The organism is Pseudomonas sp. CC120222-01a, assembly GCF_003097235.1.
Classification (GTDB): domain Bacteria; phylum Pseudomonadota; class Gammaproteobacteria; order Pseudomonadales; family Pseudomonadaceae; genus Aquipseudomonas.
Genome location: NZ_QEQQ01000001.1, coordinates 139710 through 152207, shown reverse-complemented (window position 1 = coordinate 152207; position 12498 = coordinate 139710). Strand labels below are relative to the sequence as shown.

General features: G+C 63.8%; 14 protein-coding genes. 6 read left to right on the top strand and 8 right to left on the bottom strand.

What is annotated here, in order from left to right; genetic code table 11:
• Positions 1-92 precede the first annotated feature (92 nt).
• The 4 genes from N430_RS00770 (at position 93) to N430_RS00755 (ending at position 3238) form a co-directional block, all read left to right on the top strand.
• The gene (locus N430_RS00770) at positions 93-1127 is read left to right on the top strand and encodes an acyltransferase (RefSeq protein WP_110632095.1); all 1035 of its coding nucleotides are present in this window, start codon (positions 93-95) and stop codon (positions 1125-1127) included.
• A gap of 58 nt (positions 1128-1185) precedes the next feature.
• Entirely contained in the window at positions 1186-1770 is a 585-nt protein-coding gene (gene nfuA / locus N430_RS00765; protein ID WP_027919855.1) for a Fe-S biogenesis protein NfuA, read from the top strand.
• A gap of 376 nt (positions 1771-2146) precedes the next feature.
• Positions 2147-2755 (top strand): SCO family protein, encoded by a 609-nt coding sequence (locus N430_RS00760; protein ID WP_060511040.1) that lies wholly within the window; start codon positions 2147-2149, stop codon positions 2753-2755.
• Positions 2756-3238 (top strand): copper chaperone PCu(A)C, encoded by a 483-nt coding sequence (locus N430_RS00755; protein WP_110632098.1) that lies wholly within the window; start codon positions 2756-2758, stop codon positions 3236-3238.
• 48 nt (positions 3239-3286) lie between these two features.
• Here the strand turns inward: N430_RS00755 and N430_RS00750 are convergent, their stop codons facing one another.
• The 8 genes from N430_RS00750 to N430_RS00715 all read right to left on the bottom strand — a co-directional run bounded on the left by N430_RS00750 (position 3287) and on the right by N430_RS00715 (position 8916).
• A complete protein-coding gene (locus tag N430_RS00750; RefSeq protein WP_027593874.1) occupies positions 3287-3514 on the bottom strand; it encodes a hypothetical protein in 228 nt (75 codons plus the stop codon).
• Positions 3515-3587: 73 nt separating this feature from the next.
• On the bottom strand, positions 3588-4421 hold the full coding sequence (locus N430_RS00745; protein WP_110632100.1) for an AraC family transcriptional regulator: 834 nt from the start codon (positions 4419-4421) through the stop codon (positions 3588-3590).
• On the bottom strand, positions 4418-4732 hold the full coding sequence (locus N430_RS00740; RefSeq protein WP_027919859.1) for an AzlD domain-containing protein: 315 nt from the start codon (positions 4730-4732) through the stop codon (positions 4418-4420). Before N430_RS00740 ends, N430_RS00745 begins: the two co-directional genes overlap by 4 nt.
• Positions 4729-5430, bottom strand: a complete 702-nt coding sequence (locus tag N430_RS00735) for an AzlC family ABC transporter permease (RefSeq protein ID WP_110632103.1) — start codon at positions 5428-5430, stop codon at positions 4729-4731. Before N430_RS00735 ends, N430_RS00740 begins: the two co-directional genes overlap by 4 nt.
• A gap of 90 nt (positions 5431-5520) precedes the next feature.
• Positions 5521-6210: a sel1 repeat family protein gene (locus N430_RS00730; protein WP_110632106.1), complete on the bottom strand. Its 690-nt coding sequence runs from the start codon at positions 6208-6210 to the stop codon at positions 5521-5523.
• Between the two features lie 157 nt (positions 6211-6367).
• On the bottom strand, positions 6368-7462 hold the full coding sequence (locus N430_RS00725; protein WP_110632110.1) for a hypothetical protein: 1095 nt from the start codon (positions 7460-7462) through the stop codon (positions 6368-6370).
• Between the two features lie 39 nt (positions 7463-7501).
• The gene (locus N430_RS00720) at positions 7502-8131 is read right to left on the bottom strand and encodes a LysE family translocator (protein ID WP_110632113.1); all 630 of its coding nucleotides are present in this window, start codon (positions 8129-8131) and stop codon (positions 7502-7504) included.
• Positions 8132-8133: 2 nt separating this feature from the next.
• Complete coding sequence (locus N430_RS00715) at positions 8134-8916, bottom strand: YqcI/YcgG family protein (RefSeq protein ID WP_110632116.1); 783 nt, start codon at positions 8914-8916, stop codon at positions 8134-8136.
• A 162-nt stretch (positions 8917-9078) separates the two neighbouring features.
• Here N430_RS00715 and N430_RS00710 point away from each other — a divergent pair, with 162 nt between their 5' ends.
• Together N430_RS00710 and N430_RS00705 are read left to right on the top strand one after the other, a co-directional pair.
• On the top strand, positions 9079-9999 hold the full coding sequence (locus tag N430_RS00710; RefSeq protein WP_110632119.1) for a LysR substrate-binding domain-containing protein: 921 nt from the start codon (positions 9079-9081) through the stop codon (positions 9997-9999).
• A gap of 62 nt (positions 10000-10061) precedes the next feature.
• On the top strand, positions 10062-12422 hold the full coding sequence (locus N430_RS00705; protein WP_110632122.1) for a DNA polymerase II: 2361 nt from the start codon (positions 10062-10064) through the stop codon (positions 12420-12422).
• Positions 12423-12498: the final 76 nt, after the last annotated feature.

Sequence of the window (12498 nt, the reverse complement as noted above, 5' to 3'; positions counted from 1 at the left end):
CCTTTGCCAATACGCTGCGGTCGGAAACGGTAGGTGGCCCGGGGGCTGATATAGCCTCCGGGCCTCAATGCACCGGCAATCGCAGGTATTCCATGCTGTATTCGCTTCAGGCACTGCGGGCGTTCGCCGCCTGGGTGGTGGTCTGCCACCACTTCATGCAGATCTTCTTCGACTTCCATGCCACCGGCCCCATTGGCCAGCTGCTCACCGACCGCGGCGCCGTAGGCGTCGACATCTTCTTCGTCATCAGCGGGCTGGTGATCTACCTGTCGACCCGAGACAAACCCATCGAACCGCGGCAGTTCCTGCTCAACCGGGCCCTGCGCATCGTCCCCGCCTACTGGTTCTACACTGGGTTGATGGCGGCGCTGCTGCTGGCGTTCAGCCAGTGGATGCCGCACCAGGCCTTCAACTGGCATCACCTGCTGTTGTCGCTGCTGTTCATCCCGGCAGAAAACCCCGGAGGTTACGGTCTGTATCCGACCCTGAACGTGGGCTGGACGCTGAATTTCGAGATGTTCTTCTACCTGTTGTTCGGCTTGGCTTTCCTCGTGCGCCAGCGCCACCACCTGCTGCTGGTGACCGCTGCATTGCTGCTGGTCAGTGAAGTGCTCGGCCGCATGGGCGTGCTCAGCCGCTTCTACAACAACGACATCATCTACGAATTCCTGCTGGGCATCGGCCTGGGCGTGATCCAGCGTCGCGGGCTGATCCGCGAGGGCCTGTGGCTGCCACTGGCGGTGCTGGCCGTGGCGGGCTACGCGATTTATCACCTGGACGCTTCGCAGCGCCTGCTGCACTGGGGCGTGCCAAGCGCCATGATCGTGCTGGCGTTCATCGCCCTGGAGCCGTACTTCAAGGGCAACCGCCTGCTCAAGGCGCTGGGTGATTGCTCCTATTCGGTGTACCTGATCCACGTGCTGGTGCTGTATGCCGGCTGGTTCGCCGCCCAGCGCCTGCACTTGAACCCGTACCTGGTATTCGCCGTGTGCGTGCCGTCCATTGGACTAATGTCGTGGTTCAGCTACCAGTGGCTGGAGCGCGGCCTGTACCGGCGGATGCAGGCCTGGCTGGCGGCGCCACGGGAGCAAACTCACGAATTTGCGCTTTCCCGAGTCAAATACTAGGACTTTGTACAAAGGCCAGGTTGGCGTACACTTGGCCGCAAGTCTGTGAGGAACTTCCATGAGCGCTATAACCATTACTGACGCCGCCCATGATTACCTGGCCGATCTGCTCTCCAAGCAGAACACGCCTGGCATTGGCATCCGTATTTTCATCACCCAGCCGGGCACCCAGTACGCCGAGACCTGCATCGCCTACTGCAAGCCGGGCGAAGAGAAGCCCGACGACGAGCCGGTCGGCCTGAAGAGTTTCACCGCCTACCTCGACGCGGTCAGCGTGCCGTTCCTGGAAGACGCGCTGGTCGACTACGCCACCGACCGCATGGGTGGCCAGCTGACCATCAAGGCGCCGAACGCCAAGGTGCCGATGGTCAACGAAGACAGCCCGATCAACGAGCGTATCAACTACTACCTGCAGACCGAGATCAATCCGGGCCTGGCCAGCCACGGCGGCCAGGTGAGCCTGGTGGACGTGGTCGACGACGGCATCGCCGTGCTGCAGTTCGGTGGCGGCTGCCAGGGCTGCGGCCAGGCCGACGTGACCCTCAAGGAAGGCATCGAGCGCACCCTGCTCGAGCGCATTCCAGAGCTCAAGGGCGTGCGTGACGTGACTGACCACACCCAGAAAGAGAACGCCTACTACTGAGTTGGTTGTTGCTGCGGCCTTGTTGTGGGAGCGGCCTTGCGTCGCGAAAGGGCTGCGCAGCAGCCCCAGGATTTCGGCAGCAACGCACGAATTGCTGGGGCCGCGAGGCGGCCCTTTCGCGACGCAAGGCCGCTCCCACATTGATCGCGCACTTCTGCCAGCGTTGTGAAAGGCAGTTGTTCTTCAGGGTCAAGGCCTAGCAACAAAGTGTTACGGTTTCAACCCCTGCGACAACAGGCCGCAGCCCATGTTTAAAGGGCTGCGGGCCATCACCGCCTTGGTCGGGTAGAAGCCCACGGGGTGTCATGCCAGAATGCCCCGGTTTTTCGGCCGGCCCGTCCCGAGGGCCGGCACCTTCCCTGTAAAGGATGGTTCAATGAATGATCAGTTTACCCGGCGCGCGGTTGTCGCCGGGATGGGCGTTCTCGGGCTCGGCCTGCTGGCAGGCTGCAACCCGGCCCGGGGGCTCGAGTTCAAGTACGGCAAGAACATGAGCAACGAGATCCTTGGGCGCAAGTTCAGCCTCAAGGACCCCCAGGGCAATGTTCGCACCCTGTCGAGCTTCTACGGCAGCATGCCGATGATCTTCTTCGGTTTCACCCAGTGCCCGGCCGTCTGCCCGACCACCCTGGCGCGTGCGGCACAGATCAAGAAGCTGCTCAGGGGCCGCGACCGCGAGATCTTCCAGGTGGTGTTCATCACCCTGGACCCGGAGCGCGACACCCCCGAGGTGCTCGATGCCTACGTCAAGGCCTTCGACCCGTCGTTCACCGCCCTGACCGGCACCCCGGAAGAAATCGCCGCGGTGGCCAAGGAGTTCAAGGTGTTCTACGAAAAGGTCCCGGCCGGTGACACGTACACCATCTCTCACTCGTCCACCAGCTACGTCTACGATACACGTGGCACCCTGCGCCTGAGCCTGGGCCATTCGCTGAATGCCAAGGAATGCGCTGAAGACCTGGCTACCCTGATGGAGATCTGCTGAATGTCGATGCAACCAATCAAGCGCGGCCTGGCCGCTCTGGTACTGATGGGCCTGGCCCTGCCGGCCCTGGCGCAGACCGCCGTGAGTGACGCCTGGGTACGCGCCAGCGTGCCGCACCAGCCGTCCACTGGCGCCTTCATGACCCTGACCGCCAGCACCGACAGCAAGCTGGTCGGCGTGGCTTCGCCAGTGGCCAAGACCGTGCAGGTGCACGAAATGACCATGAACGGCGACGTGATGGGCATGAAAGAAGTGAAGGCCGTGGAACTGCCAGCGGGCAAGCCGGTAAGCCTGGATCCCAATGGCTACCACGTGATGCTGATGGGCCTGACCCAGCAGGTTAAAGAAGGCGAGAAGGTACCGCTGACCCTGACCATCGAAGATGCCAAGGGCGCCAAGGAAACCGTCGAGGTTCAGGCAGAAGTGCGCCCACTCAACGCCGAGGCTGGCGGCGGGCATGACCACATGCACATGAACCACTGACCAACGAAAGGGCCGCATCAGCGGCCCTTTTTCATTGTGCTGCGCGCTTCAGCTACGGAAGCGTGGCAGCGGCCTGTCGAGGGTCAGCGAGGTCAGCGTCTTGCGGACCTGGGCCTCATCGGCCTCCAGCGCTTTCAGGCTGGCGCGGATCTTGCCGGCAGCGGGCACATCGCCCTGGCGGTCGATCCAGTCGGCAATTTCCTTGCAGGCACTGCTCAGGCAGGCTTGGCGCTGGTTCATCAGCGATATCAGGGTGGTGAGCTCTCTTTCGGACATGACAGATCCTCCGTTCTGCTCTGTCAGTGTAGCAGTGGCTGGCCGGCTTGCCTGAGGCCTGGCGTCGCAGGCGCTAGCTGTGCAGGCAGGCGCTGCGATAGGCGCCCGGCGTCACGCCAAAGGCCTGCTTGAACTGCCGGCTCAAATGGCTCTGGTCGGCAAAACCGAGAGTGAACGCCACGTCAGAGGCTGCCAGACCGCTTTTCAGAAATTCCCGTGCCCGCGCCAGGCGCCGCTGCTTCAGCCAGGCATGCGGCGGCAGGCCGGTGGCCTGGCGAAACACCCGGGCAAAGTGGAACGGCGATAGATTGACCGCAGTGGCCAGGGCTTCCAGCGACGGCGGGTCCGCCAATTGGCTTTCCAGCAGCTCCCGTGCACGCGCTACCGCCAGCGGTTCGTTGCCGGGGGCCGTGGGTTCGGGGCAGTGGCCGTGGCGCTGCACCAGTGCCAGCACCGCCTGGCGCCAGGCGGTCTGTTGCTCCAGGGCGCTGGCGCCGGCTTCCGACAACTGATGCAACTGGCTGAAGGCCCGGGCCAGGGCCGGGTCCTGGATCACGCTGTCCTTGAAGCGGGGCATGCCGTGCTGGCCCAGTTCCAGTTCGTCCAGCACGCCAGTCACCCGTTCATGCTCCGGATAGAAACCCCGGTAGCGCCAGCCGGCTTCGTGGGCGGTGGCGCCGGTGTGCAGTTCGTCCGGGTTGATCAGCACCATGCTGCCGACCGGCGCCAGGTGCTCGCTGCCGCGGTGCCAGAAGCGCTGCGCGCCCGACTCGATCACGGTGAATACATAGCCTTCATGCACATGCGGGGCGAAGCGCTGCTGGAAGTAACGCGCGTGCAGCATCTCGACGTCGCCGAGGGCAGGCGCCTGCCAAAGGTGGGTCTGTTCGCGCAGGGGCGTGCTCATGCCAGCCAGCTGCGCAGCAGGAAGAAGATCAACATGCTCACCAGCATGCTCAGCAATACGCTGCGGGTCAACAGTACCAGCGCAACGGCTACCAGCGCGCCGAGCAGGTAGGGGTTGAGCGGGCTCAGGTCGAGCTGGTGGCCGGGCAGGAAGATGATCGGCCCACAGATCGCCGTGAGCATGCCGGGCACGGCAAAGCCGAGGAACTGCCGGGCGTTCGAGCTCAGGCGCAAGGGCAGGCGCGGTTCCAGGAAGGCGTAGCGGTTGAGGAATACCACGGCGCCCATGGCGAAGATCAGCAGCCAGATCATGGGCGGCCTCCGGTGAATTTCTGGCAGACGAAGCCGGCAGCCATGCCCAGAAGGCCGGCGGCGACCAAGGCGGTTTCCCAGTGCCAGTAGCTGAACAGCACCGAGCAGAACAGCGACACCGCCACGCACACCACGGTGGCCAGGTTGCGCACGAGTGGCGCGATCAGCGCGACGAAGGTGGCGACGATGGAAAAGTCCAGGCCGAGCTGGTCGAGGTGCGGGATATTCTGGCCCAGCACGATGCCGGCCAGGGTGAACAGGTTCCACGCGACGTAGAAGGTCAGGCCCACGCCCAGGGCGTACCAGCGGTTGAACTGCTGCTGGTCGTAGTGGCTGGTGAGGGCGAAGAATTCGTCGGTGAGCAGAAAACCCAGGCCCAGTCGCCAGCGCAACGGCTGGTTGGACAGCACCGGACGCATGGACAGGCCATAGAGCAGGTGCTGGGACGTCAGCAGCAGGGTCGTGAGCAGGATCGACAGCAGGTTAGCGCCGCCCTTGAGCATGCCGATGGCAACCAGTTGCGCGGCTCCGGCGAAGACGATCGCCGACAGGCCCTGGCCTTGCCAGGCGCTGAGATTGGCCTCGATGGCCATGGACCCGGCGAGCAAGCCCCAGGGGGCGACGGCCAGGGACAGCGGCAGGATGGCGATGGCGCCGTGCAGGAAGGCTTGGCGGGCGATGGGGGGACTGCTGGGCATGATGGCTGCGACACATTTTGCTTGGCAGGGCAGCATGACAGAGCGGTGGGGCGGGTGGCTTGAACGATCTTGCTTGTTTGCTGCGGGTAATTATCGCTTGGTCAGCCGTTGCTGCGCCGCCACGCAGCCATTGATGTCCACGGCCCTCTGCAGCAGTGCCTGGCGATGCTGCGGATCGAGGTCACTGAGCAGTCGGTAGACTTCGGCCTGGTAGTCGCGTTGGCGCCCCCACTGCATCTGCAACCCCTGCGGGTGGCTGCGGCTGCAGGCCAGGCGTGCGGCTGGCTGCGGGTAGTACGGCGCGTACAGGGTCGCCATGCTCGGGATCGCTTCGAGGGCTTCGCGGTAGGACGGGCTGGCGTTGTAGGGGGAGCACCAGGTGGCGATCGCTGTTGCCGGTGGTGCGAAGCCTTGCTTGAGGCTGGCTTCCAGCAGCGGGCAGGCGGCATCGGCGATCTGTGCGGCAGGCAGGTAGGTGGTGTAGTACAGCGCCAGGCGATACTGCGCCACCGGGTGGCCAAGCTCCACCGACTTTTTCAACAGGGCTACGGCGGTCGGCAGAGTGTGTGCCATCGCCCGGCCCTGGCGGTTGAGCTCCGGGTCGACGCCCATGGCGGTGCGCAGGGTGCTGCTGTCGTCCTGGTTGTCGGCCTGCTCCAGCAGCGGCAGCGCCTGGCGGTAAAGCAGGTCGGCATGCGGGTCGATGCGTACTTCGAGCGCGTTGGCGGCAACCGGGGCCAGTGCGATGAACAGTGCCGGTGCCAGGGCTACGCGGCTCACAGGCGTACCCCGTGCAACCAGCGGGAGTGGCAGGCAGCCAGGTAAGGGTGGGCGGTTTGATGAGTGATCACAACTGCGCGTACGCCTCGGGCGAATCGGAACGACGGGCTATTCTAGCCAAGCGCGGGCCGAAACCGAAACCCCGACGGTCAGTCTGTCAGACCAGCTTGATCGGTGTGACCTTGCGTTGGGCGTGTCGTTCCTGGGCCAGGCCCAGTTTGGCAGTGATCACCTTGGCCAGGGCATTGTTGCCCAGGTCGTTCAGATGCAGGCGGTCGACGAACAGATCGGCACCGAATACCAGCGAGCTGCTGAGCATGCTGTTCATGTCGTAGCAGGGCACAGGGTCTGCCTGGCTCTTGATGCGGCGGAAGAACGCCATGTGCAACTGGCTGTCGAACGCACCGTCGAGCAGGCGATCGAAATTTCCCGGGTGTTGCTTGAGGGCGGCCAGCATCGCCTGTTCACCCGCCGGCAAGGTTTCCCGGCACCAGGGCAGCAGGGGCTGGAGGATGAAGGTCAGGGTGGCGTGGCTGTCAGCCAGCAGGCGCTCCCATTGGCGCAAGGTGCGGCCGATGCTGTCGGCCGCCCGGGCCAGGCGTTCTTCCGGGGCGGACAGCGACCAGTTGGGGACAGGTTCGTGACGCCGCGGTGCCAGTGCCTGACCCAGGCGCTGCCACAACGACTCGCGGCGAGCCGGGCCAACAGGCGGCATGCCCTCGTTGAAACTGTTCAGGTAAGCCTGGTGAGCCTTGGCCTGTTGGGGGTCGTGCGGGCCGGCCAAGACTTCGCCGAGGGCTTCATGGGCCAAGGTGTTGAGGCCGCTGAGCAGCACCACATGGCCCACTTCGCCCAGGCGGTGCTGGTGGGTCAGGAACAGCAGCAGTTCCTGGCTGGCATTGAGCCCGCAGCCGGCAAGGGTCAGCCATACCTCACCGGTCAGCATCGACAGGTGCGAGGCCACCGTATGTTCATCGGAGCTGGCGCCGATCCCCAGGGCGGTCGAACCGCCGACCAGCAGGTTGATGCGGGGTGCACTGCCGCGTTCGGCGGCCGAGAAGCGCTTGCCGGCGCAGTGGCTGTAGCGCAGGCCAAAGGCATCGGTGTTGATGGTACCGGAGCGGTATCCGCTTTCATGCACATGCAGGGTGTGCGGTGCGCGGCGGTTGCCCAGCAGCAGAAAACGCTGGTAGTCGTGATGCAGTGACGAAGCGAGGCCCAGGGCGTGCGTGGCGGTTACGGACCGTGTCATGGGCGCTCCTTCTCGGCTGGCGTGCGGCGGTGCAGGGCTTCAGCCCGCCAGTTCCTTGAGGTTATAGGCCAGGCCACCGACGGCGATCAGCAGCAGGACGACCCCCGAGGCCAGGGAAATCAGGCGATTGCTGCGCTGCGAGGTGATCTTGCCGATGGCGAAGATGTACAGGCTGAGCACGGCGAAATCGATCAGTACCCACAGCAGCGACAGCACCACCATGCTCTTGCCGAACGATTCGGTGATCTGGATGAACTGCGGGAAGAAGGCGATGAAGAAGATGATGTCCTTCGGGTTGGATATGCCCACCATGAAGCCTTGCCACAAACCCCCGCGGCCGGGCTTGGCCGGCTGCAGTTCGGCCTCGTCGGCGACAGGCGCCTGCAGGCACTCGCGCAAGGTGCTCACGGCGATGTAGCCGATGAACAGGCAGCCCAGCAGGCTCATGCCGCTGAGCCATGCCTTGTCGATGGCCGCGCTGGTGAGGATGACCCAGGCGGCGGCGCCAATCAGCACCAGTGACGCCCAGTTGGTGCCGACGGCGGTGAACATGGCCTTGCGCGAGCCGGAGGCGGCAGCGGTGTTGACGATCAGCGCCACCACCGGGCCGGGGGTGGCGATCAATAGCAGCACGGTGAGTGCGTAAGTCAGTGTCAGTGCGGTATTCACGGTCAGTTCTCGATCAGAATGTCGGGTGTCGCGTGGGCGTGGGCATGAAAGGGGCAGCGCGACGGATTGAGCGAGCCTGCTTCCTGCAGTTGGTACTGCTTCCATTCGAAGTTGTCTTCCTGGCCAAAGAAGCCCAGGGTTTCGGGCATGACCCCGTCGTTGTAGTGGCGCACGCGATCACGAATGCGGGCACGAATGCGTTGCCCGCTTTCGGTGCTGGCGTTGGCCACTTCGTCGAAGTTCTCCCGTGGGTTGATGACGAAGGTGATGTGCGGGCCGAGGTTGCGGCTTTTCATTTGCTGGTGGCCGGGGAAATTCATGTTGATGAACAGCGGCATGCCGGCGTAGCAGAACGACCAGGCGTTGTCGTCCGGGTCGGTGGGAACCGCTTGCGGCCACGGGTGCGGGTCACGGGCATGAACCCCGCGCAGTACTTTCCAGGCCAGCGCCTGTTGCTCGGCCAGGGTGCTGTCGGCGGCTGTTTGCAGAAACACCACCAGCGGGCTGCCGATACGTTGCTTGATCGGCACAGGGGCTATGGTGCGTACATATTCGGCCAGGCCCTGGGCGATATCATCGGCCAGTTGTTCGGCGCGGGCGAAGAGGATGTGGCAGGATGCGCCGGCTACCGCCTTGCGCCCGAACAGGCACGGAAAGTCGGGGTTGGCGAGTACACTGCGAAAATGTTCTAAGGTTTGGTGCGTCCAGTGCTGATTGTTCCGTACATGTTCATCGGCCAGCTCTAGCGCATCCAGGCGATAGCAGTTTCCATAAACCGTAAACATGATTTCCCCAGGAGATTTAATTTAAGAGAGAGTTCCACTCACATGCAGGCAGGTTGGATACTTATCTTTGTTATTTACCTGCATTTTCTGAGACGATCTTCACGTTGTAAAACGCGTGGAACTATGACCTACTATTAGTCTCACTCATGCTTCGAGGGCATCATGTCGGAACGGATTCAAGCGTTGCACGCCCTGCGTGCGTTCGAGGTGGCCTCGCGCTACGGCTCGTTTACCCGGGCTGCTGAAGAGCTGGCCCTTACCCAAGGGGCGGTCAGCCATCACATCAAGACGCTCGAATCCATGTTCGGTTGCGACCTCTTCGAGCGACGCGGCCCCAAGCTGAGCCTCACCGAGCATGGCCGGGTGCTGGCCCAAGAGCTGAAAGTCGGCTTCAAGATCATCGAAAACGCCTGTGCATTGCTGCGCCAAGACCGCTACGGGCTGCGTCTGAAAGCCCCCTCGACACTGACCGTGCGCTGGCTGCTGCGGGCGTTGGACGGTTTCAAGAAGCTCGAAGACAACTGCAGCGTGCAGCTGTCGAGCGTGTGGATGGACATTGACTCGGTGGACTTCTACTCCGAGCCCTATGACTGCGCCATCCTCCTGGCCAACGGCCGTTTCCCGGCCGATGTCGAGAGCGTCAAGCTGTTCGATGAATGGCTGATCCCGGTGTGCCACCCTGACTACATGGCACAGGTGCAACCCGAACTGGCCGACCTGCGCCAGTGTGAGTTCCTCCACCCATCACCGGACCGCCGCGACTGGCGACGCTGGCTGGCGCGCATGGATGCGCTGGACATCAGCATCGACCAGGGCCAGGTGTTCGACACCCTCGACCAGGGCATTTCGGCCGCACAGCAGGGCCTGGGGATTTCGGTGGTCGATCTGGTGCTGGCCAGTGCCGACCTCGCGGCCGGGCGCCTGGTGACGCCGTTCAAGCATGCGGTATCGACCGGTGACGGGTACTACATGACCTGGCTCAAGAGCAGCCCCAAGGCACGACAGATGCACAAGCTGCGCGACTTCCTGCTCGGCCAGGTGCCGCCGCTCAGCTACAAGGACATCAACTACCTGTACGGCTGAGCGTGGCTACGTGGCGGGGGCGTAATCGCGTAGAATCGTCGTTTTCAACAGAGGTCGACGCGGTGGAGTTGCAGCAGGGCTTTGTCCTGACTCGGCATTGGCATGACACGCCCGATGGCACCTGCGTGGAGTTCTGGCTGGCCACTGATGCCGGGCCACGGTTGTTGCGTCTGGCGCCGCAGGAATCGGTTGCCTTCATCCCGCAGGCGCAGGCCGAGCACGCCCGGGTATTGCTGGCCAAGGAGCAGGGCGCACATCTCAAGCCATTGCGCTTGAAGGACTTCGACCAGCGCCCGATGCTTGGCCTCTACACCCGTCAGCACCGCCAGCTGATGCAGCTGGAGCAACGCCTGCGCACGGCTGGCATCGACGTCTTCGAGGCCGATATCCGCCCGCCTGAGCGCTACCTGATGGAGCGTTTCATCACCGCGCCGGTGCAGTTCACCGGCCAGCGGGACGAGCAGGGGGTGTACTGTGAGGCCCAGCTCAAGCCGCTGCCAGGCTATCGCCCGACCTTGCGCCTGGCCTCGCTGGACATCGAGACCAGCGAGCGCGGAGAGCTGTACAGCATCGCCCTGGAAGGCTGCGGCCAGCGCCAGGTGTACATGCTCGGGCCGGCCAATGGCGATGCCACTGGCGTGGATTTCGACTTGCGCTATTGCGCTGACCGCGCCGAGCTGCTGACCTGCCTCAACCAGTGGATGGCCGAGCATGACCCGGATGCGATCATCGGTTGGAACTTGATCCAGTTCGACCTGCGCCTGCTGCATGAACACGCCAAGCTGCTGCAAGTGCCACTGGCGCTGGGGCGCAACGGCGCGCCAATGACCTTGCGCAGCCATGCCGGCGGTGGCCATGTATTCGCCGATGCTCCAGGGCGCCTGCTGATCGACGGCATCGAGTCGCTGCGTTCGGCGACCTGGAGCTTCCCTTCGTTCAGCCTGGAAAGCGTTGCCCAGACCCTGCTCGGCGAGGGCAAAGCCATCGACACCCCTTACCAGCGCATGGACGAGATCAACCGCCGTTTCGCCGAGGACAAGCCCGCACTCGCCCGTTACAACCTGAAGGACTGTGAGCTGGTCACCCGCATTTTCGCTCACACCCGGCTGCTCGACTTTCTGTTGGAGCGTTCGTCGGTCACCGGCCTGGCGGTGGACCGCAGCGGCGGTTCGGTTGCCGCATTCTGCCACCTGTATATCCCGCACATGCATCGTATGGGTTTTGTCGCGCCGAGCCTTGGCAGTCGTCCGGACGAGGCCAGCCCCGGTGGCTTTGTCATGGATTCACGCCCGGGGCTGTACGACTCGGTGCTGGTGCTGGATTACAAGAGCCTGTACCCGTCGATTATCCGCACCTTCCTGATCGACCCGGTGGGCCTGGTAGAAGGCTTGCGCCTGCCCGATGACGAGCATTCGGTGGAAGGCTTTCGCGGCGGGCGCTTCTCGCGCACCCAGCATTGCCTGCCCGCCATCGTCGAGCGTGTGTGGCAAGGCAGGGAGGCGGCCAAGCGCGAGGGCAACGCGCCGTTGTCGCAGGCCCTCAAGATCATCATGAACGCCTTCTACGGCGTGCTGGGCTCCAGTGGCTGCCGCTTCTTCGACCCGCGTCTGGCGTCGTCGATCACGGTGCGCGGCCACCAGATCATGCGCCAGACCCGCGCTCTGATCGAAGCACGGGGCTTCGACGTCATCTATGGCGATACCGACTCCACCTTCGTCTGGCTCAAAGGCGCGCACGCCGAGGAGGCTGCGGCGCGGATCGGGCGCGATCTGGTGGCCCAGGTCAACCAATGGTGGCGCGAGCACCTGCGCACCACCCTGAATCTTGAAAGCGCGTTGGAATTGCAGTTCGAGGTGCATTACCGGCGCTTTCTGATGCCCACCATCCGCGGTACGGACGAAGGCAGCAAAAAGCGTTACGCCGGCCTGGTGCAGCGTGTCGATGGCAGCGAAGAGATGGTGTACAAGGGCCTGGAGTCGGTACGCACCGACTGGTCGCCACTGGCCCGCCGCTTCCAGCAGGAACTGTACGGGCGGATTTTCCGTGGCCAGCCTTATCGCGACTATCTGCGGGAGTACGTGCGTCAGACCCTCGCCGGTGAACTGGATGAGCTGCTGGTCTATCGCAAGCGCCTGCGCAGGCCGCTGGCCGACTACCAGCGCAATGTGCCACCGCACGTACGGGCCGCGCGGCTGGCAGATGAGTTCAACGTTCGGGTCGGCCGCCCGCGGCAATACCAGCGCGGTGGCTGGATCAGCTACCTGATCACCACTGCCGGCCCCGAGCCGCTGGAGAACCTGCAGGCGCCTGTCGATTACGAGCATTATCTGAGCCGCCAGCTGCAGCCTGTGGCGGATGCCATCCTGCCCTTCGTCGGCGATGATTTCAGTGCCCTGACCGACCGTCAGCTGCTGCTTTTCTGATCCCGGGGTAGTTATCTAGCCCTTGCTGCGCGATACCGGACATTAGCTTCGCACTTCCCGACTCAGGAGGTGCATC

What these genes read in the sequence shown, in the direction of transcription:
- N430_RS00770 (WP_110632095.1), top strand. Translation starts at nt 93, where the DNA reads ATGCTGTATTCGCTTCAGGCACTGCGGGCGTTCGCCGCCTGGGTGGTG.
- nfuA (WP_027919855.1), top strand. Translation starts at nt 1,186, where the DNA reads ATGAGCGCTATAACCATTACTGACGCCGCCCATGATTACCTGGCCGAT.
- N430_RS00760 (WP_060511040.1), top strand. Translation starts at nt 2,147, where the DNA reads ATGAATGATCAGTTTACCCGGCGCGCGGTTGTCGCCGGGATGGGCGTT.
- N430_RS00755 (WP_110632098.1), top strand. Translation starts at nt 2,756, where the DNA reads ATGTCGATGCAACCAATCAAGCGCGGCCTGGCCGCTCTGGTACTGATG.
- N430_RS00750 (WP_027593874.1), bottom strand. Translation starts at nt 3,514, where the DNA reads ATGTCCGAAAGAGAGCTCACCACCCTGATATCGCTGATGAACCAGCGC.
- N430_RS00745 (WP_110632100.1), bottom strand. Translation starts at nt 4,421, where the DNA reads ATGAGCACGCCCCTGCGCGAACAGACCCACCTTTGGCAGGCGCCTGCC.
- N430_RS00740 (WP_027919859.1), bottom strand. Translation starts at nt 4,732, where the DNA reads ATGATCTGGCTGCTGATCTTCGCCATGGGCGCCGTGGTATTCCTCAAC.
- N430_RS00735 (WP_110632103.1), bottom strand. Translation starts at nt 5,430, where the DNA reads ATGCCCAGCAGTCCCCCCATCGCCCGCCAAGCCTTCCTGCACGGCGCC.
- N430_RS00725 (WP_110632110.1), bottom strand. Translation starts at nt 7,462, where the DNA reads ATGACACGGTCCGTAACCGCCACGCACGCCCTGGGCCTCGCTTCGTCA.
- N430_RS00715 (WP_110632116.1), bottom strand. Translation starts at nt 8,916, where the DNA reads ATGTTTACGGTTTATGGAAACTGCTATCGCCTGGATGCGCTAGAGCTG.
- N430_RS00710 (WP_110632119.1), top strand. Translation starts at nt 9,079, where the DNA reads ATGTCGGAACGGATTCAAGCGTTGCACGCCCTGCGTGCGTTCGAGGTG.